This window comes from Epibacterium sp. ABV4_022 (assembly GCF_056159345.1).
Map to the genome: position 1 here is coordinate 3,116,290 of NZ_JBSWVA010000001.1, position 19,477 is coordinate 3,135,766.

General features: G+C 64.7%; 19 protein-coding genes. 12 read left to right on the top strand and 7 right to left on the bottom strand.

Annotated elements, in window-relative coordinates; genetic code table 11:
- Nucleotides 1-17: 17 nt before the first annotated feature.
- Nucleotides 18-1,004 (bottom strand): 2-hydroxyacid dehydrogenase, encoded by a 987-nt coding sequence (locus ACXAF5_RS14805; protein WP_474947173.1) that lies wholly within the window; start codon nucleotides 1,002-1,004, stop codon nucleotides 18-20.
- Nucleotides 1,005-1,284: 280 nt separating this feature from the next.
- Between ACXAF5_RS14805 and ACXAF5_RS14810 the strand changes: the two genes are divergently transcribed.
- Nucleotides 1,285-1,770 (top strand): SH3 domain-containing protein, encoded by a 486-nt coding sequence (locus ACXAF5_RS14810; protein ID WP_474947839.1) that lies wholly within the window; start codon nucleotides 1,285-1,287, stop codon nucleotides 1,768-1,770.
- A gap of 46 nt (nucleotides 1,771-1,816) precedes the next feature.
- Here ACXAF5_RS14810 and ACXAF5_RS14815 read toward each other — a convergent pair whose 3' ends face one another.
- Nucleotides 1,817-3,076 (bottom strand): glycosyltransferase, encoded by a 1,260-nt coding sequence (locus ACXAF5_RS14815; protein WP_474947174.1) that lies wholly within the window; start codon nucleotides 3,074-3,076, stop codon nucleotides 1,817-1,819.
- Nucleotides 3,077-3,571: 495 nt separating this feature from the next.
- Between ACXAF5_RS14815 and ACXAF5_RS14820 the strand changes: the two genes are divergently transcribed.
- The 3 genes from ACXAF5_RS14820 (at nucleotide 3,572) to ACXAF5_RS14830 (ending at nucleotide 8,964) form a co-directional block, all read left to right on the top strand.
- Nucleotides 3,572-5,785: an NADP-dependent isocitrate dehydrogenase gene (locus ACXAF5_RS14820; RefSeq protein ID WP_474947175.1), complete on the top strand. Its 2,214-nt coding sequence runs from the start codon at nucleotides 3,572-3,574 to the stop codon at nucleotides 5,783-5,785.
- A 317-nt stretch (nucleotides 5,786-6,102) separates the two neighbouring features.
- The gene (locus ACXAF5_RS14825) at nucleotides 6,103-7,827 is read left to right on the top strand and encodes a methyl-accepting chemotaxis protein (protein ID WP_474947176.1); all 1,725 of its coding nucleotides are present in this window, start codon (nucleotides 6,103-6,105) and stop codon (nucleotides 7,825-7,827) included.
- Between the two features lie 309 nt (nucleotides 7,828-8,136).
- Nucleotides 8,137-8,964: a DeoR/GlpR family DNA-binding transcription regulator gene (locus tag ACXAF5_RS14830; protein ID WP_474947177.1), complete on the top strand. Its 828-nt coding sequence runs from the start codon at nucleotides 8,137-8,139 to the stop codon at nucleotides 8,962-8,964.
- Between the two features lie 13 nt (nucleotides 8,965-8,977).
- On the opposite strand, the gene ACXAF5_RS14835 is transcribed toward ACXAF5_RS14830, so the two are convergent.
- Together ACXAF5_RS14835 and ACXAF5_RS14840 are read right to left on the bottom strand one after the other, a co-directional pair.
- Complete coding sequence (locus ACXAF5_RS14835) at nucleotides 8,978-9,925, bottom strand: aminotransferase class IV (RefSeq protein WP_474947178.1); 948 nt, start codon at nucleotides 9,923-9,925, stop codon at nucleotides 8,978-8,980.
- A 73-nt stretch (nucleotides 9,926-9,998) separates the two neighbouring features.
- Entirely contained in the window at nucleotides 9,999-10,928 is a 930-nt protein-coding gene (locus tag ACXAF5_RS14840) for a LysR family transcriptional regulator (RefSeq protein WP_474947179.1), read from the bottom strand.
- A gap of 128 nt (nucleotides 10,929-11,056) precedes the next feature.
- Here ACXAF5_RS14840 and ACXAF5_RS14845 point away from each other — a divergent pair, with 128 nt between their 5' ends.
- Both ACXAF5_RS14845 and ACXAF5_RS14850 read left to right on the top strand, forming a co-directional pair.
- Nucleotides 11,057-12,595 carry a trimethylamine methyltransferase family protein gene (locus ACXAF5_RS14845; protein WP_474947180.1) on the top strand — a complete coding sequence of 513 codons (1,539 nt, stop codon included), beginning with the start codon at nucleotides 11,057-11,059 and terminating at the stop codon, nucleotides 12,593-12,595.
- A 68-nt stretch (nucleotides 12,596-12,663) separates the two neighbouring features.
- The gene (locus ACXAF5_RS14850) at nucleotides 12,664-13,677 is read left to right on the top strand and encodes a GlxA family transcriptional regulator (RefSeq protein WP_474947181.1); all 1,014 of its coding nucleotides are present in this window, start codon (nucleotides 12,664-12,666) and stop codon (nucleotides 13,675-13,677) included.
- On the opposite strand, the gene ACXAF5_RS14855 is transcribed toward ACXAF5_RS14850, so the two are convergent.
- Both ACXAF5_RS14855 and ACXAF5_RS14860 read right to left on the bottom strand, forming a co-directional pair.
- Nucleotides 13,674-14,069 (bottom strand): VOC family protein, encoded by a 396-nt coding sequence (locus tag ACXAF5_RS14855; RefSeq protein ID WP_474947182.1) that lies wholly within the window; start codon nucleotides 14,067-14,069, stop codon nucleotides 13,674-13,676. The genes ACXAF5_RS14850 and ACXAF5_RS14855 overlap by 4 nt on opposite strands.
- Before the next feature lie 151 nt (nucleotides 14,070-14,220).
- Nucleotides 14,221-15,663 (bottom strand): NCS1 family nucleobase:cation symporter-1, encoded by a 1,443-nt coding sequence (locus ACXAF5_RS14860; protein ID WP_474947183.1) that lies wholly within the window; start codon nucleotides 15,661-15,663, stop codon nucleotides 14,221-14,223.
- 169 nt (nucleotides 15,664-15,832) lie between these two features.
- Between ACXAF5_RS14860 and ACXAF5_RS14865 the strand changes: the two genes are divergently transcribed.
- From ACXAF5_RS14865 to ACXAF5_RS14890, 6 genes are all read left to right on the top strand, one after another.
- The gene (locus ACXAF5_RS14865) at nucleotides 15,833-16,489 is read left to right on the top strand and encodes a GntR family transcriptional regulator (protein WP_474947184.1); all 657 of its coding nucleotides are present in this window, start codon (nucleotides 15,833-15,835) and stop codon (nucleotides 16,487-16,489) included.
- A gap of 159 nt (nucleotides 16,490-16,648) precedes the next feature.
- The gene (locus ACXAF5_RS14870) at nucleotides 16,649-17,038 is read left to right on the top strand and encodes a hypothetical protein (RefSeq protein ID WP_474947185.1); all 390 of its coding nucleotides are present in this window, start codon (nucleotides 16,649-16,651) and stop codon (nucleotides 17,036-17,038) included.
- A 58-nt stretch (nucleotides 17,039-17,096) separates the two neighbouring features.
- Nucleotides 17,097-17,696 carry a hypothetical protein gene (locus ACXAF5_RS14875; protein ID WP_474947186.1) on the top strand — a complete coding sequence of 200 codons (600 nt, stop codon included), beginning with the start codon at nucleotides 17,097-17,099 and terminating at the stop codon, nucleotides 17,694-17,696.
- A 101-nt stretch (nucleotides 17,697-17,797) separates the two neighbouring features.
- The gene (locus ACXAF5_RS14880; RefSeq protein WP_474947187.1) at nucleotides 17,798-18,409 is read left to right on the top strand and encodes a hypothetical protein; all 612 of its coding nucleotides are present in this window, start codon (nucleotides 17,798-17,800) and stop codon (nucleotides 18,407-18,409) included.
- A 16-nt stretch (nucleotides 18,410-18,425) separates the two neighbouring features.
- Nucleotides 18,426-18,578, top strand: coding sequence for a hypothetical protein (locus tag ACXAF5_RS14885; RefSeq protein ID WP_474947188.1), 153 nt, complete (start codon nucleotides 18,426-18,428; stop codon nucleotides 18,576-18,578).
- A 137-nt stretch (nucleotides 18,579-18,715) separates the two neighbouring features.
- Nucleotides 18,716-19,009 carry a hypothetical protein gene (locus ACXAF5_RS14890; RefSeq protein WP_474947189.1) on the top strand — a complete coding sequence of 98 codons (294 nt, stop codon included), beginning with the start codon at nucleotides 18,716-18,718 and terminating at the stop codon, nucleotides 19,007-19,009.
- A gap of 33 nt (nucleotides 19,010-19,042) precedes the next feature.
- On the opposite strand, the gene ACXAF5_RS14895 is transcribed toward ACXAF5_RS14890, so the two are convergent.
- On the bottom strand, nucleotides 19,043-19,372 hold the full coding sequence (locus tag ACXAF5_RS14895; protein ID WP_239322838.1) for an antibiotic biosynthesis monooxygenase family protein: 330 nt from the start codon (nucleotides 19,370-19,372) through the stop codon (nucleotides 19,043-19,045).
- Nucleotides 19,373-19,477 lie beyond the last annotated feature (105 nt).

Sequence of the window (19,477 nt, forward strand, 5' to 3'; positions counted from 1 at the left end):
AAGGCCGGGCACGGCGCCTACAACATGGAGGGCACCACCTGATCCGGTGGCCGGTGCCCGTCTTCAAATGTCTTGATGTTCAATAGAACTTTTTCGCCCATCTCGATCCGCCCTTCCAGCGTCGCCGACCCCATATGCGGCAGCAGCACCACATTGGGCAGCTCGCGCAGGCGCGGGTTGATGGTGGTGCCGTGTTCATAGACATCCAGACCACAGCCGGCGATTTCACCGCCGCGCAGGCCGCGTGTCAGGGCGTTCTCATCGATCACCTCACCGCGGGAGGTGTTCACGATCACCGCATCCGGCTTCAACAGCTTCAGGCGGCGGGCGTTCATCAGATGAAAAGTCGAAGGCGTCGAGGGGCAATGGATCGAGATCACATCCATCCGCGCCACCATCTGATCGAGGCTCTCCCACCAGGTGGCGTCCAGCTCTTCTTCGACCTCGGGGCGCAGGCGGCGGCGATTGTTGTAATGGACCTGCATGCCAAAGGCGCGGGCCCGGCGGGCGACCGCCTGACCAATGCGCCCCATGCCAAGGATCCCAAGGCGCCGGCCCGCCAGACGCCCCCCCAGCATGGCCGTCGGCGACCAGCCCTCCCAGCCGCCGCGCTGCATGATGGCGAGACCTTCGGGAATGCGGCGCACCACGGCCATGATCAGCGCCATGGTCATGTCGGCGGTGTCATCCGTCAGCACGCCCGGCGTATTGGACACCAGAATGCCACGCTGACGGGCCGTGGCGACGTCGATATTGTCGACCCCGGCGCCATAGTTGGCAATCAGCCGCAGCCGCTCTCCGGCCTGCCCCAGCAGGCTTGCATCAATGGTGTCGGTGACTGTGGGCACCAGCACATCGGCCTCTTTCATGGCGGCCGCCAGCTCTTCGCGGCGCATCGGGGTGTCATCGGTGCGCAACCGCACGTCGAACAGCTCACTCAGGCGGGTTTCCACCGGCTCTGGCAACCGTCGCGTAACAACAACACTCAGGCGTTCTCTGGGCACGTGCCTTCTCCCTCGGGCTATGCAAGTCGATCCGTTCCATGGCATCGTGTCGCAAGATAATTGCGGGCACAAGCACCCTTCCGCCCAAGCCTGCGTTGCGTTATGCACGCGGTCAGGATCAGCGGGTGTCAGGATCATAAAAAACAAGGCGCCCGGGACAAGAATGGGCATCGAGGCCGTGCAGAACATCTTTGGATCACAAGGTCGCAGGCCACGCCCGCGCAGCAGAACGGCCGCGCAGAGGCTGCTTGGCGCGGTCGTGGCGGCCTGTCTGGTGGTGATGCTCTCACTGGGGACGTCCGAACAGGTCGCCGCGCAGGCCGCCGCAACCGCGCAGAAACGCGGTCCGGTGACCAATCTGCCGCTGCCGCGGTTCGTCTCCATGAAGGCGGCCGAGGGCAACGTGCGGCGCGGCCCATCCCTGACCCACCGGATCGACTGGGTGTTCAAACGCCGTGGCATGCCGCTGGAGATCATCGCCGAATATGGCCACTGGCGCCGGGTGCGCGACCGCGACGGCGCCGGCGGCTGGGTGCATTATGCGCTGCTGTCCGGCATTCGCACCGTGCTGGTGGAGGAAGACATGCTCCGGGTGCGCGCCCAGCCCGCGCCGGATGCGCCTGTCATGGCGGCCTTCGAACTGGGCGTGGTCGCCCAGCTTGGCGCCTGCGAGATCGACTGGTGTGAAATCACCGCCGGCGGGCATTCCGGCTGGGCCCCGAAGAGCAAGCTTTGGGGCGTGGCCCCTGACGAAGTGCGCGAATAGGCACGCGGGTCGTGCACCGCTGTCCGCGCGCCGCCTGCCGTGGCTGTCAGTGACCCGCCACGGGCCGTAGCTTGGCCCGCCGCGGCCCTGCGCCCGGCGTGCGCGGCGCAAGATAGGTGCGGATCAACTCGCTGCGATGGGCAAAGACCTTTTCATCGGTGAAGGGCGCCGCATCCGCATGCGCGCGTGTCATCAGATGGCCCAGCGCGCTGCGATCCGCATTCAGCGCCGCCACGCTGTGCGCCAGCGCCTGCGACTCGCCCCGGGGCACCAGGACCCCGCCCCCATGCGCCGAGATCAGATCCCGGGCATAAGCGCCGTCATAGCCCATGATGGGTGTCCCCGCCGTCAGCGCCTCAATCAGGCAGCGTGGCGATTCCGCGGTCTTGTGACAGAACAGGAACAGATCCGCATGCTGCAAGCGCGCCCGCACCTCGGCGTGATCTTCGACAAATCCGGCCAGCCGCACCCGATCCTGAAGCCCGGCGCGCTGAACCCGCGACCGCATCGCCGCAAGGCAGCTGCCATCGCCGAGCCACTCGGCCTCGAAGGGCACATTCAGCACCGCCAGCCGTTCCAGCACGGAGATCCAGTCCATCGGCCCTTTCATGCCCTCGGCGCGACCGGCATAGACGATACGTAGAGGGCGGCGCGCCACGGCGGCGCGTTTGTACCGCAAGCGGGGCGTGGTGATATGGTCCGCATCGGAGATATGAATGTCATGCACCAGTTGCGGGTTCCGACTGAACCGCGCATAGGCGTCAAAGGTCTCGCGGCCGTGAAACAGGCCGAGGTCCGCACGTGAAATCAGGGCGCGCTCCAGCCAGGCCATCGGCCGCCGGTAAAGCCGGGACTTCAGCTGCTGCTTCCAGTTTCCCCACTCGCGGGATTGGCGCAGCACATCGGATTCGACCCGGTCGGTCCAGATCGCAAACCGTTTGCCCAGTCGCAGCGCCTCCATCGCGCAGACCGCGCCCCAGTCGCCGAACAGGCCGCCGATGGCAAAACTGAGGTAATCCCCCTGCGCAATCAGGGCCCGCAAACGCCGGTGGTGATGAGGCCAGCAACGCAGAAACTCCAGCGGGCTATAGGCCGAGGGCACCGTTTCCAGCCGAACGCCCGTCAGCGGTGCCATGGCCTCGGCCAGCGGCATCCAGCCCTCGGGGTGCGGCCCGGGCTTTTCCGGCATCACCACGGTGACCTGATCAAAATGCCGCGCCCACAGCCGCAAACCGTTAACGGCCTGACGCTCGATATAGAGGTCCGGCCCCTGCCGGAACACCGGTACGGGCGCATATAGAACCAAATGCCCTCCTGAACTGGCCCGCATTGTCAGATCCCCCACATTCAGATGTAAGAATATTATCGCAAAACCGCTCTTTGCGCAATTCTGCTTCTCATTTATCGGGCGGCGCGGCTCCGGGAGCGCAGCCCGGGTCCCCCCCGCCCGGGCCACGCCCGCACCGGGGCCAAGGCGTTTACCATAACGCCGCAGGTCTGATTAACCACGTCGCCGCTGTGCTCTGCACGCACGCGACCGCATAGTCCCGCTGCGCAAAAGGCGAGGCAAACCCGCGCATGGATAGTCAAAACCGGAAAACTTGCGCCAACAAAGCGGCCTTTGCGCAACCAGCCAATTGCGTTGCGCGATGCACTGGTCTAGGAGAGGCGTGTAGACATGATGCATGTCCGGACCCAGGCGCAGACCGTCTGTTGCTCCGGACCAGCCACCAGGTGACGCGGCAGCCACGCCGCAGAGACGACAAAAACAACTTCCGTATTCGTAGAAAGGTTGTGGAACATGGCAGAAAACTCAACGCCGGACATTTTGTATACCATCGTAGACGAAGCGCCGGAGCTGGCCTCGGCCTCCTTCCTGCCGATCATCCGCAAGTTCGCGGATGCCGCTGGTGTCAGCGTTGGCACCAAGGATATTTCGCTGGCCGCGCGCATTATCGCGACCTTCCCGGAGAACCTGACCGAAGAGCAGCGCCAGAGCGATGACCTCGCCGCGCTGGGCGAGCTGGTGAAGACCCCCGACGCCAATGTCATCAAACTGCCCAACATATCCGCCTCCGTGCCGCAACTGGTGGCCGCGGTCGAGGAACTGCAGGCGCAGGGCTACAAGCTGCCCGACTACCCCTACGAGCCGTCCACCGACGCGGAAAAGGAAATCCGGGCGCGGTATGACAGCATCAAGGGCTCTGCCGTGAACCCGGTCCTGCGCGAAGGCAACTCTGACCGCCGCGCCGCCAAGGCGGTGAAGAACTACGCCCAGAACAACCCGCATTCGATGGGCGCATGGGTTTCCGACAGCAAAACCAAAGTCTCGTCGATGCCGGGCAATGATTTCTATGCAAACGAGAAATCCGCCACCATCACCGCCGACCAGGCGGGCGACGCAAAGATCGAATTTGTTGCCAAGGATGGCGCGGTTACCGTTCTGAAGGACGCATGGCCGCTGGCCGAAGGCACCGTGGCCGATGCGACCTTCATGTCCGTCAAGGCGCTGTCGCGCTTCCTCGAAGGCGCGATCGAGGACACCAAATCCGATGGCACCATGTTCTCGCTGCACATGAAGGCCACCATGATGAAGGTCTCCGACCCGATCATCTTTGGCTACGCGGTGAAGGCCTGGCTGAAGCCGGTGTTCGACAAATACGGCGATGAGCTGAAGGCGCTGGGCGTCAACGCAAACTCCGGCATGGGCGACCTGCTGGAGCGCGTGAAGGACAAGCCCGAGATCCTCGCAGCCGTCGAAGCGGTGCGCGCCGAGCGTCCTGAAATGTACATGGTCGACAGCGACAAGGGCATCACCAACCTGCATGTGCCCTCCGACGTGATCATCGACGCCTCCATGCCGGCGGTGATCCGCGCAGGCGGCAAGGGCTGGGATTCCCAGGGCAACAAGGGCGACGTGAACTGCGTCATTCCCGACAACTGCTATGCCACCGTCTATGACGAGACCATCAACTACTTCAAAGCCAATGGCGCGCTGGACGTGACCAAGGCAGGCTCCGTCGCCAACGTCGGCCTGATGGCACAAAAGGCCGAGGAATACGGCTCCCACCCGACCACGTTTGAGGCACCCGCAGACGGTGTGATCCGTGTGGTTCTGGCCAATGGCGAGACCCTGCATTCCCATGACGTCGAGGCCGGCGACATCTGGCGCGCCTGCACCGTGAAGAAAGCCCCGATCAAGAACTGGATTCAGCTGGCGCTGGACCGTCAGCGTCTGACCGGGTCGGAGGCGATCTTCTGGCTTGATGCCAACCGCGCCCATGACGCCGAGCTGATCAAATACGTGCAGCCCGCGCTGGAGGCCGCAGGTGTCGCGGATAAGTTCCAGATCCTGGCGCCGCGCGAGGCGACCCGTCAGTCGCTGGACACCATCACCGCAGGCAAGGACAGCATCGCCATCACCGGCAACGTGCTGCGCGACTACCTGACCGACCTGTTCCCGATCCTGGAGCTGGGCACCTCGGCCAAGATGCTGTCGATCGTGAAGCTGATGAACGGTGGCGGCCTGTTTGAAACCGGCGCCGGTGGCTCTGCCCCGAAACACGTGCAGCAGCTGGTTGAGGAAAACCACCTGCGCTGGGACTCGATGGGCGAGTTCTGTGCCCTGGGTGAAAGCCTCAAGTTCCTGGCGGACGTCAAGGGCAACGACAAGGCCGGCGTGCTGGGCGCCGCAGCAGAGGTCGCGACCCAAGGCATCCTCGACAACAACAAGTCGCCGGACCGCAAGGTCGGTCAGCCCGACAACCGCGACAGCCACTACTGGTTCGCCCGCTACTGGGCCGAAGCGCTCGCGGCGCAGACCGAAGACGCGGAGCTGGCCGAACACTTCAAGCCGATCGCCGATCAGCTGGTCGCCAGCGAGGCCGCGATCCTGTCCGAACTGGCCGCGGCGCAGGGCAAACCGGCCGATATCGGCGGCTACTACCACCCCTCGGTGGAGAAGAAGGCCGCAGTGATGCGCCCCTCGGCAACGCTGAACGGCATCATCGGCTAAGCCAGTCACCATCGACGTGATGACAAACGCCCGGGCCCTGTCCCGGGCGTTTTTTTCTGATCGCTGGGCATCCCATGGGACTGTTTCGCCCGCCCTGCCCCATGCGCACCGCGCGCGCCCTCTGACCGGGCGCGTATCATTTTAGCCAAATTGATCCCGCATCTGTGGCCGCATCGCTGCGCCGCCGGGCAAAGTCTGCGGGTCTGTAAAGCCCGCATTAGTCATTTTGCCGCAAACAGGGTGTAAACGACAACTTGCAAGGCTTTCCCATCATGCCCGCCGCTTTCTACGGATTGTCCACTCGGATTTATGCCCTCGTGGCTCTCGCGCTCATCACAGCAGCCAGCCTGACCTTCTTCATTCTCGATCGCGCCTCAAAGGAGGCCTACTCCCTGCGCATGGGCGAATTGCGTCATGTCACCGACATCGGTCGCAGCCACATCGAGGCCTATGACGCCCGCGTCAAGGCCGGGGAGCTCTCCCTCCAGGAGGCGCAGGCTGCCGTTGCCGAAATTCTCAATGACCTTCGGTTCGGGGAAAACGGCTATATCTACGCCTTTGACAGTGACATCATGTACAAGGTGCACCCCTTCCGCCCGCAATGGGTCGGCGGCGAGAGCCAGCGTGACCTGACGGACGTGCACGGCAACCGGATCTTTGACACCATCCTTGGTGCGCTGGATGAGAACGGACGGTCCGAATCCACCATCTTCTTTGAAAACCCCGCCACCGAACAGGTCGAACCCAAGCTGACCTACGCCCAGTATTACGAACCCTGGGACTGGTATCTCGGAACCGGCGCCTATGTGAACGACATCGAGGCCGACATTGCGCAGATGCGCATGGAGGCCTTGGGCGGTCTCGCGGCCGTACTGGCGGTGATGATCGGCGTGTCGCTGCTGATCCTGCGCCACACGCTGCCGCCGCTGAACGCGCTGAAAGATCGCATGACCACGATGTCGGACGGGGACCTCGACAGCGATGTGCCCGGTCTCAAGGACCGCAGCGAGATCGGCCAGATGGCGCAGGCGGTGGCCAATTTCCGCGACGGTTTGCAGATGCAGGCGGCGCTGGAACGCGAGGCCCAGATCAAGGATGAGGACCGCCAGCGCGTGGTGGCCATTCTCGGTCAGCGACTGGCGCGCTTTGCCGAAGGTGACCTGACAGTGCGCGTCGATGACGACATGCCGGAGGAATTCCGCCAGGTGGCCGAGGATTTCAACACCACCGTGACCCGGATTTCCGACCTGATGCGCCAGATCTTTGCCGGGGTGATGCATATCGAACAGGAAAGCGAATCGCTGGACTCCTCTTCCCGCGAACTCGGCATGCGCACGGAAACCCAGGCCGCCTCGCTGGAGGAAACCTCGGCCGCGCTGACCGAACTCTCCGCCTCGGTCAAGAACTCCGCCGAAGAGAGCCGCTCGGCCTCCGAACGGGTGCAACAGGCCAGCGAACGCACGGCCCGGGGCGCGCAGGTGGTGCGCCAGACCATCGATGCGATGCGCGGTATCGAGGAAAGCTCGCAGAAGATCTCCTCCATCACATCGCTGATCGACGATATTGCCTTCCAGACCAGCCTTCTGGCCCTGAACGCCGGGGTCGAGGCGGCGCGCGCAGGCGAAGCCGGCCGTGGCTTTGCGGTGGTTGCCGGCGAAGTGCGCGCCCTGGCGGGCAAATCCTCGGATGCGGCGCGTGAAATCGCGGAGCTGATCGCAAATGCCAGCCGCGAGGTGGAAACCGGCGTGACGCTGGCCCGGGATTCGGGCACCGCGCTCGATGAAATCAACGAGCACATCACCGCCATCAACGAAACCGTTTCGGCTCTTGCCGAGGCCGCCCGCGAACAGTCCACCGGGCTGTCGGAAATCACCTCGGCCGCCGATCAGCTGGATCAGGTGACCCAGCAGAACGCAGCGATGTTCGAAGAGACCTCGGCCGCGACCCAACGCCTGCGGGACGAGGCCGGTTCACTGGCCCAGAACGCGCGCAAGTTCCAGCTGGACGCCGACGACGCCACTGCGCTGCGCCGGGCGTCCTGACCCCGGGCCGCCCCCCCCCAGCTTGGGCAAATACGGGCCGGGCGCGCGCGACCAACCGCGGGCGCCCGGCCCTCTTGGTGTTTCGTACAGAGGCACCCGAGCCGGGCCGGGCCAGAAGCCCGGCACACAGGCCAACGCGCCGGTGCGGAGGCCGGACCGTCCGACGCAGGCCAAGGACAGCGCCCCACCCGGAGGATCGCGCAGGCGCCCCAGCCACCTCGATGAAGCGTCGGGATTTCCGCCGACACATGGCCGTCATCTGGATATGGTTACTTCGGTGCACTGCCACGTGTTCAAAGGCGCTGCCCCATGGTGGACTCCCAAAAGATCCCGCACCGCGGTCATGAGGTTCTGGAGGTCCTGGCCCGATTCGGCGGCTCCGCCCGCAACGCGCAGATCGCCCATGCGCTGGGGGTCTCCGAAGAGACCATCCGCCGACTGGTGCGCAGCCTCGCCCGGGCGGGCAAGGTCGACCGGGTGCACGGCGGCACCGTCCTGCGGCCCGCGCATGGCGCGCCGGTGTTTTCCACCCCGCTGGCCACCAATACCGCCGCAAAATCCGCCATTGCCCGCACCGCCGCCGCGCTCCTCAGCGACCGCATGACGGTCTTTGTCAATGTCGGATCCACCACCACCTATGTGGCCGAACACCTGCGCCAGCACAGGGATCTCACCGTGGTGACCAATTCGCTGCCCGCGATGGCCGCCCTTGTCGGCCACAATGGCAACCGGGTCTATCTGACCGGCGGTCAGGTCCTGTCCGGCGAACGTGGCAGCTTTGGCCGCATGGCGGAAACGCAGGCGCAGCAGTTTTCCTATGACGCGGTGATCGTGGGGGCGGACGGTATCTCGCCGCGGCACGGCTTTGTCACCAGCAATCCGCAGGAGGCAGACCTCACCCATGCCGTCGCCGCCCGGGCGGATCGGGTCATTGTGGTCGCCGATCACTCCAAACGCGATACGCGCGCGCCCTTCGTGACCTGCCCCCTCGACCGGGTGAGCGATTTTGTCACCGATCAGGACCCCGATCCGGAGCTTGCCACCGCGCTCGGCGAATGGGGCATCACCGCCCATACCGCGCCGCCCGCCGACGAGGGCGCAGCGGCGCAGGCGGGCGCGCACACACCCCGGAGCTAAGGCCAGCCCGCCGTCAGCGGCGCGCTTCTTTCTGCGCTGCCACGGTCCGGGCCACCAGATCCTTGTACAGCGCCCGGATACGTGTGGTCACCGGACGCACGCCAGTGCCGATCTCCTTGCCGTCGATCGAGGCCACCGGCGTCTGCGCGCCGAAGGTGCCGGTCAGAAAGGCCTCATCGGCGCCATAGGCCTCATAGAGCGAAAAGTTCTTCTCAAACACCGGGATGTCGTTGGCGCGGCACAGGTCGATCACATTCTGCCGGGTGACCCCGTTCATGCAGTAATCCCCGGTCGAGGTCCAAACCTCGCCGCGGCGCACGATAAAGAAATTGCAGGCATTGGTGGTGTTCACAAACCCATGCGGGTCCAGCATCAGCCCCTCATCCGCGCCCGCCTGTTCCGCTTGCAGGCAGGCGATCACGCAGTTCAGCTTGGAGTGGCTGTTGTATTTTGCATCCTGGCTCATCGGCAGGCCACGCACCTGCGGCACAGTTGCAAGGCGGATGCCATGGGTCGAGAGGCTCTCGGCCGGTTTCGAATGCTCGACGATGGCGACCACGGTTGGTCCCCATTTCGACAGGGCCGGATGCTGGAACGGTTTGGCCTTGGGGCCGCGTGTGATCATCAACCGGCAATGGGCGTCGCCGGTCATCCCATTGGCCGCTGCGGTCCGGTCAAGGATGTCGCGGATGTCCTCCGGCCCCATGCCGATCTCCAGCGACACCGATTTCAGCGAGTTGAACAGCCGGTCCATATGCGCGTCGAAAAACGCCCACTCGCCGTCATAGAGCCGCATCCCCTCCCACATGCCATCGCCCAGCATGAAGCCGGAATCATAGACCGAGACCTTGGCCTCCGCCTTGGGCACGATCTCGCCGTTCACATAGATCTTGATGTGATCGTTGCGGTCATCTGCCTCGGCGTCATGGGTGGAATGGGTGGGGCTCTGGTCCAGTGTCATGCGGGATCTCGTCTGTTGTCTCTTTGCAGGCAGACAGACCATGCGCCCGCCCGGCTTGGCAAGGGGCGGCGACCTATATGTCCAGAACAGGTGGCGCCGAGGTGGCCTCCGCCTGGATGAACCGGTGCAACGCCCGCGCCGCATCCGAGGTCAGCAGGCTGCTGTCGGACAGGGTGCAGACCCAGGGGCACGGGCCCACCTGCCCGAGCGGCGCCATCAGCCGCCCCGCCGCCAGCCCGGCGCGGGCAAACACCCCGGGCACCACCGCGACGCCCTGTCCGGCCTCCGCCAGGGCGATCACCGACCCGAAGGTATTGGCCTGACTGGCCCCCTCCGCGCCCGGATCGGCGGCAGCGACGGGCAGCCCGAAGGAGCGGAACACCTGCGGCCAGACCTCCGTCCGGCCGAGACTGTGGATCAGCCGGGCGTGCGGCAGATCCTGCGGACCGCTCAGCCCCCCCGCCTGCGCCTGATAGGAGGGCGCGCAGACCGCCACCAGCTGGTCGCGCCACAGCGGCAGGCTGGCGCGGTCCAGGGTTTCCTCATGCACGTTGGTGAGGATGATGTCGGCAATCTCCGGCGGCTCGTCCACCCAGACGCGGCCATGGATGGTCACCGCCGCGCCGGGATGCTGCACGCCGAACCGGGCCACCAGATCCGCCAGCCAGTGATCCACCAGGCTCACCGGGCAGGAAATCACCACCCGTTCCGCGCCGCGCCGCCGCAGGATCGCATGGGTCGCCTGTTGCACCTGTTGCAGGGCCTGCTGCACCCCCGGCAGATAGGCATTGCCCAGCGAGGTCAGCGTCAGGGAGCGCGGATGGCGCACGAACAGCGGCCCGCCGATATATTGCTCCAGCGCGCGGATGTGGCCGCTGACGGCGGCCTGCGTCAGGTTCAGCTCCCGCGCCGCCTCGGTAAAGCTGAGCATCCGGGCCGCGGCCTCGAAGGAGCGCAGATAGTTCAGCGGCGGCAGATCCTGCATCATCGTCTTCTCCCGCATGCAAGCCACCTCATCAGCGGCCCATGACCCCGGTTTCATGTGGTCTTAGGGGCCGGATTGTCCATGTGTCAAGCGCCACGCCGCGCGTTAGGCTTGCACAAAACAGCAGATGAAGGACCTTGGACCAGATGGCCAGATCAGGACGACGGGGCGGCCGCGGCGGCATGTCCGCCCGTGCGGAGAACAAGATCGAACAGCTCCCCTGGAGTCAGACCCACCTGCCCTACCAGCCGCTGGAGGTGGTCACCGAAGAGCAGCTGGAGCAGATCCACCGCACCTCCATGCGGGTGCTGTCGGAGGCCGGCATCCGGGTGATGAGCGAGACGGTGATGGATCTGTTCGAACGTGCGGGCGCCATCGTGGACCGGGACGAGATGACCATCCGCATCGACGAAAGCATCGTCGCACAGGCGCTGGAAACCGTGCCGCAAAGCTTTGACATGGTGGCGCGCAATCCCGAAAAGCGCATCACCATGGGTGGCCGCGCGATGAACTTCGGCCTCGTCGCGGGGCCGCCCAACACCCACGACATGATCAACGGCAGACGTCCCGGCAACCACGAGGATTACTGCAATTTCATCCGTCTGGCGCATCACTTCAACGCGGTGAACATCATCGGCAACCAGGTGGTAGCCCCGATGGAACTGCCCGCCAACACCCGCCACCTGGACACCTATCTGGCCAATCTCACCCTGTCGGACCTGACCTTCCACTGTACCGCCATCGGGCGCGGGCGGGCCTTGGACGGCATCAACATGATGGCGATCAGCCGCGGCATCTCGGTCGAGGAGATGCGCGAGGTGCCCGGCGTGGTCACGGTGATCTCGGTGAACTCGCCACGACTGCTGGACGAGGCGATGACCGACGGGCTGATGGCGATGGCCGAACATGGCCAGCCGGTCAGCATCACGCCCTTCACCCTGATGGGGGCGATGACGCCGGTGACCCTGCCCGCCGCCATGGCGCAACAGAATGCCGAGGCGCTGTTTGGCGTGGTGCTGACGCAGCTGGTGAACCCGGGCACGCCGGTGCTCTATGGGGCGTTCACGTCGAATGTGGACATGCGCTCCGGCGCGCCGGCCTTTGGCACGCCAGAGAACACCAAGGCCAATATCATCGCCGGTCAGCTGGCGCGGCGCTACCGGGTGCCCTACCGGACCTCGAACGCCAATGCCTCCAACTGCGTCGACCTGCAGGCCGCCTATGAAACGATGATGTCCACCTGGGGCGCCACCATGGGCGGGGCCAACCTGATCTACCACGCGGCGGGCTGGCTCGAAGGGGGGCTGACCGCGTCGATGGAGAAGTTCATCCTCGATGTCGAAATCATCCAGAACATGAAGGAATTCATGAAGCCGATCAGCTTCAGCGAGGATGAGCTGGGGCTGGAGGCGATCAAATCGGTGCCCACCGGCGGCCATTTCTTTGGCGCCGCGCATACGATGGAGCGTTACGAGACCGCGTTCTATCGCCCGTTGCTGTCGGATTGGACCAACTACGAAAATTGGGAGGCCGCCGGTGCCAAGGATGCGCTGACCCGCGCAACCGCGCTGTGGCAGCAGGCCCTGCGCGAATACGAGGAACCGGCGCTCGACCCGGGCGTGGCCGAGGCGCTTGATGCCTATGTGATCCGCCGCCGCGAAGAGATCGGCGCAGGGGAACCCTGAACCCGCAAGCCCCAGACCGGAACCCGCTGACCGGAGAGTGACCGATGTTGCAGGACAGACCGCAGCACATGTCTGAGGAAGAGACCGCCGCCCCCGCGGCGCCTGTCCCGGACCCCGCGATCAGCGCGCCTGTGCAGCGTTTTGTTCTGATGCTGCTGCCGGGGCATTCGCTGCTGTCGGTGAGTGGTTTTCTGGACACGCTGTCACTGGCCAACCGGCTCTGCCGCGCGCAGCCCCTGACAAGCCTCTGCGTCACGCTGGACGGGGCGCCGGTGACCTCGTCCTGCGGCCTCGCCCTGCCTGCTTCCGGCAGCCTCCGGGATTTGCGGCGCGGCGATCTGCTGTTGCTCTGCGGCACGCCTGACATCCCGCGCGCCACCCTGGATGCGGTCACGCGCGGCCTGCGCAGCGCCATGCGCCACGGGGTGCGTTGCGGCGGGCTGGAGCGCGGCGCCGAGGTGCTGGCCATGGCCGGCCTGTTGACCGGCAAGACCGCCACCACCCATTGGCGCCACCAGAGCAGCTTTTCCGAAGGTTATCCGCAGGTGATGCTGGCGCGCTCTGCCTTTGTCTTTGAGCATGACAGTTTTTCCTGCGCGGCGGGCACCGCGGCGATCGACCTTGCGCTGTGTTTCATTCGCAGCCTGCTCGGGGGCGAACTGGCCGATCAGGTGGCGGATGAGCTGAGCTATACCCAGCAGCACCGTTTGCAGGCGCTGACCTCCGACATCTCGCCCCATTTCGCCCATGTCACCCATCCGCGCCTGCGCCGGATAATCCGGGCGATGGACGACAATGTCGAATACCCGCTGCCGATGCAGAGCTTTTCCGAATTGGTGGGCATCTCGCAACGGCAGGTGGAACGGCTGTTCCTGCGCTACGTGGGCCTGCCGCCCAAGCGGTTCTACGACGATCTGCGGCTGGACCGGGCGCGCAACCTGCTGTTGCAGAGCGAGATGCCGATCACCGAGGTGGCCATGGCCACCGGCTTTGCCTCGCCGAGCCATTTCTCCAAGAAGTTCCGCCTGCGCTTTGGTCAGACGCCGTTCGAGATCCGCTCCGGGCGCGTCACCCGCGTCTAGCGGAAGCGGCCACCCTGCTCGATCACCTCGATCTGATAGCCATCCGGGTCGGCGACAAAGAAGAACCGTGCCACCCGTTCGCCGCCGGGGCGGAAATCGACGATGTCGCGCGGCGCCGCACCGGCGGCCTCGACCCGGGCGCGGGCCGCTTCCAGATCCGCAACCACAAGCGCGATATGGCCATAGCCATCGCCCAGATCGTAAGGCTCCGTGCGAGATTTGTTGACGGTCAGTTCCAGCTCGAAGGTGCCTTCGGGGGCGGTCATGTAGATCAGCGTGAAGTCGTCGAAATCAAGCCGGTCCGCGATCTCCATCGCAAAGGCGGCCTTGTAGAAGGCCACGGAGGCCTCCTCGTTCAGAACGCGGATCATGCTGTGGGCAAGTTTGGTCATCGGCTGCGCCTCGTGTTGACTGCGGGTCCGGGACTGCTCAAACCGCAGCGGCAAACCGATTGCAACCCCCGGCCTGCCCAGAACCGTCCAATGCAAAAACGCCCGACACTCGGCCGGGCGTTATTGATGATGTCAGAGGCAGGGACCGTGCTCAGCGCGCGCCGTTGCCCTTTGCCAGTGCGTGATAGAGCACACCACCCAACAACGCGCCGATCACCCAGTTGTAGCCGGAAAGGAAGCCGAACCAGGGCACCCAGACGGTGGCCACCGAGAAGATCCCCGCCAGGGCAAAGGCCTTGACCGCCGCGCCGTTCCAGCCGTTGTTGTAGTGGTAGGCGCCGCCTTGCGTGTCATAAAGATCCGCGAGGTTCAGCTGCTCCTTGCGGTGCAGGTAGTAGTCCACAATCATGATGCCGAAGATCGGCGCCAGCGTCGCCCCCAGCGTGTTGACAAAACCGCTGATGCCGAACTGGCTGATGAAGCTGGTCCAGAAACCGCCGATCACCAGCGCAAACACCGAGGTGATGAGCCCCGCCTTGCGAAAGCTGATGGTCTCGGGCGACAGGTTGGCGATGCCATTCACCGCCGGGATGAAATTGGCCACCAGGTTGATGCCCACCGTCGCCGCAAAGAAGGTGATCGCGGCAATGATGCCCAGCAGCACGCTGTCGGTGCGCTCGACGATCTCGGTCGGGTTGATGATCTCCTCGCCAAAGACCACGGCGGCCCCACCGGTGGTCAGCAGCGCCAGCGCCGAGAACAGGATCATGTTGAACGGCAGACCGGCCAGGTTCCCCTTCACCATCGTCGGCTTGTCCTTGGCATAGCGCGAGAAATCGGAGAAGTTGATCATCACCGCCGAGAAATAGGCCACCATGGTGCCGATGATGGCGATGAAGCCGTTGAATTCGGTCCAGAAGGTGCCTTCGGGATTGGCAAAGATGGTTGCGGTGGCCGACAGCAGCTCCCCGTCGGAGCGTTGCCACAGCACCACCACGAGACCGATCATCACCACATAGACAAAGGGTCCGGCGATATTGAGGAAGGTCTCCACCCAGTTCATGCCGCGCCAGAAGATCACGATGTGAAAGCCCCAGACCAGCACGAAGGACAGCCAGTCGATGCCGGTGAGGCCAAAGATCTCCGCCCCGCCGCTCAGCCCGGTGAGCGACCGGATCAGCAGCGCCAGCGCGGTGGAGGCGAAATAGACCTGCACCCCGTACCAGAACACCGCCACCGTGGCGCGCAGCACCGCCGGCAGCTTGGCGCCTTCGGTGCCGAGGCTGGCGCGGGCCAGCACCGGATAGGGGATGCCGTATTTCTCGCCCGCGGCGCCGGAGAGATTCACCATCCACATCACGAACAGGCCCGACACCACCAGCGCCGCAAAGGCAGTCCAGCCGCCGACGCCATAGGAGATGAACAGAGACGCCACCAACGAGTAGCCAAACAGCGACTGCACGTCATTGGCCCAGATGTTGAAGATGGCGAACCACCCCCAGGTTTTTTCCTCTGGCGTCACCGGGCTCAGGGTGTTGCCGGTGGGGTCCAGCGTGCCGCTGTCCGCCAGATGCGTGTGTTCCGTGGATGCCATGTCAATCTCCCTGTGACGGCCCGCGCGACGCTCTTTTGAAAAGTTTTTACATTGCCGCGTTATTAAGCTTGCACATAACATGTTAGAAAGTATTCTAGATGGGACGCTATAAGAAAATTCAGATAAGACTTTAAGGCCTGCATTGTTAATGCAGGTCGGGGGGAGAGATATGAACCAGGCACAGGGCGCTCAGCTTCAGACCGATCTGGCCCAGGCCGCGCTCTGTGATGCGCTGCGCCGGGGGATCCTGCGCGACGGGCAGTTCGTGTCCATGCCGCAGCTGGTCGACCTGATCGGCTATCCGCTTGCCGCGGTGCGCGAGGCGGTGAAATACGCCAGTGCGCAGGGACTGCTGACCACGGTGCCCAAGCGCGGCGTGCAGGTGATGGAGGCGCGCCCGGAAACCATCCGCGCCTGTCTCGATTTCCGCATGGTTCTGGATCAGGAAGGCGCCCGCCGCCGCATTGCCAAAGGTGCCTTGAGCGGACTTGATGACCTGCGTCAGCAGCATCAGGACATGCTGGCCTCCGCCCGTGCCTCCGACAGCGACGCCCAGCCGCCCCGGGCCATCGCGGTCGACCTGTCGTTGCACGACTACCTGTCAGAGGGGCTAGAGAACGAACAACTGGCCCGGGTTTATGGCGCCAACCGGATGCGCATTGCCATTATCCAGAATGCCCGGCCCTTCCTTCAGGTGCGCATCGTCTCGGCGATGGAGGAGCATCTGGCCATCATCGATGCCTTGGAACTGGGCGATGCCGAGGCCGCCGTGCAGGCCATTTCAACCCATTGCGCGCAAACGCTGCGCTGGTGGGGTGTTGCCTGACGCCAGCGGCCACACCACCGCCCCCCATCACGTCACGGTGAGACGCCCGCGATACCGGATGTCGAGGCGTCCTTGCGCTGCTATCGAATAACAGGCAGCTTTGCGGTGTTATATGTGCATCCGGATTGTCAGATCGCCCCATTCAAAGGACGCCCCGCCATGTCCCGCTTCTTTTTCGCCCTGCCCGCCCTTGCCCTGATTGCGGCCTGCGCCACGCCGCAGGAACGCTGTATCCGCCAGGGTGCGGCCGAACAGACCCGGCTCCTGAACGAGATCAAGGAGACCGAGAACAATATCTCCCGTGGCTATGCGATCCACCGCCAGACGGTGCCGGAAACCGTGTTCTACACCTGTCGGCGGGTGCGGGATGGCAAGGTGGTGGGTTACTACCCCTGCCCGGAAACCTATTACCGGACCATCGAAACACCGGTCGCCATCGATGTTGCCGAAGAACGCAAGAAGCTGCGCGGTCTCAAGGACGCGCTGCCGGGGGCCAGCACCCGCGCCGCCGAAGCCGCCGCGCAATGTCGCATCCTGCACCCCGAATAGCCGCGGCTCCGACCACGCGCGCCACCGCCCTCCGCTGCCCTTCCGCAAAGGACCGCCCATGCTCCGCCTCCTGACTGCTGTCACCCTGTTCTTCCTGATGCTGCCCGCGCTGTCGACGACTGCGCGTGGCAGCGATGGGTTCAGTGGCCGCCCCGGCTGGGGTCTGCGCCTGAACGACGACAGCACCGAGGCGATCGTGACCCAGCTCAGGACTGATTTTCGCCGCTGCCAGGGTGCGCCCAAGGTCTATCGCTACGACTGCTACCGTCGCAGTTACCGCACCGGAGTCCACGCCCTGCGCGGCAGCCGCGAATACGCCACGATTGCCCAGGCGCTCGCGTTGGTGGAACAGCGCATCGGTGCCGCGGTGGAGGCCAACCTCGATCCCAGCCAGCCCAACCTGCGCGAGAACATCTTTGTGCAGCATCGTGCCGTCAAACCCGACGCCGTGCCCGCGATCAAACAGGCCACATTGGCAGCCATGGAAGAGGCCACCACGATCCTGCTGCGCACACCGGACAACGAACAGAAAAAGCATTTCCAGCGCGTTGCCGCCGTGATCCAGTCCAACAAGGTGCTGCTGCGCTCTGCCCTGATGCGGCTGCCCGAGCCCTTGCGCAGGCTGGCAACCCTGCCCGCCTTCGCCCCGCTCGGCTAGGCGCGCACGGCTTTTGCCCGGGGGCCGGAACCTGCCGCTAGGGAAACCGGGATCACCCGTGCTACGCTGCCTGTACCGAGCAACGACGGAGCAGGTCGATCATGCGATTTCTCATTCTTCTTCTGACCCTTGCCACCCTTGTCCCGGGACCGGGCGCCCATGCCGGAAACCGGGGCGACGGCGGTGGTGGCGGCGGCCGCGATTCGAGCAATACGGTCAACAACCGCACCACCCGCGAGGTGGTCAGGCTTCTGGAGAGCGGCGTCGGCGAGTGCCTGCAACTGTTCGAGGCCTACCGTTTTGACTGCATCCGCAAGACCTATGGATTTGCCGCCCGCAAGATCAAGGGCGGGATCGACTACCAGCCCGCCTACGAGGCGCTACGCAGCGTGGAAAAACGGGTCGAAGCCGCGGTAAACGCCAATGCCGATCCCACCGCCAAGCGCATCCGCAAGGGGCTGGTGCGCTACAGCGCCGTCAAACCCGCGGCCATTGCGGCGGTCAAACGCGAAACCATCCGCGCCATGGAGGACGCCAGCACCGTTCTGCTGCGCTCCCCCGCGCCGCATCAGAAACCGCATTTCCAGAAAATCGCCGCGGTGATCGATTCCAACAAGGTGCTGCTGCGCTCCGCCCTGTTGCGCGGGCCGGTGCAACTCTACCGACTGGCGCTTGGGCTCTGGCCGGTCGCGCCCCTGTCGCATCGCGGTTAGAACAAGGAGACCCCTCATGCGCGTCCTGCTGACCTGCGCCCTTCTTGCCCTGGCTGCGCCGCTGACCTCTGCCCTGCTGCTGCCGGTCGAGGCGGCACGGGCACAGGACACGACGGGGCCAGCCGCGATGCCCCGCGCGGCCTGTCCACCCGCACCACCGACGGGCTGATCCGGCAAATCGACCGGGATCTCTACACATGCTACAAGCTGGGCGATCTCTACTACTACGATTGCTACCGCAAGACCTTTCGCCGTGCCGCATCGACCCTGCGTGGCAACCGGGATTACGAGGCGGCCTATACGGCGATGAAACTCTGCGAAACCCGCGTCGGGCGCGCGGTTGATGCCAACCTGGCGCCCGATTTGCCGCGCAAGCGGGCCGGTTTTGTCAGCTATGTCGCCATCCGTCCAGACGCCTCCGCCCGCCTGCGCCAGACCACGCTGGATGTGGTGGAAGAGGCCAAAACCGTGCTGCTGCGCGCGCCCTCTGCGGGGCAGAAACCGCATTTCCAGAAGATCGCCCAGGCGCTCGATTCCACCAAGGTGCTGCTGCGCGCCGCGGCCCGGTCGTGGATCACCTGGTGGCAGCAGCTGGCGTGATGCCCCGGGCCCTGCGCCCGAAGCCGGGCGCGGTTACTCAGGCTGACGGAACGTCGCCACCACATCATACATCACCGGCTCGAAGCTGCGGCATAGCGTGTTCAGCACCCGGTTGCGCTTGCGCATCTCTTCGCTGCGCAGCATCTCCATGAAATCCTCCCGGTGGCGCCACTGGGAATAATTCGCCACCCGTGTCTGGGCATCATTCACATGCAACCCCGCCGCGACAAAGCCGGGCTGGTGGGAAATAAAGGACGCATAGGCATCTTCCAATGCGTCAATCAGGTCCTGGCACGTGCCCGGCGTCACTTCGAAGGTGGTGATAACCGTCTGCACGTCGTTGGATTTTGCTATCGTCGGCATGAGATCCTCCCTGGCATCCTCTCTTTCAGACTATGGCACCTGACTTGAAAGTCGACAGAATTTCGCTCTACCTTGGGTGGAGTTAGCCGCTCTGGGAGGATCCGC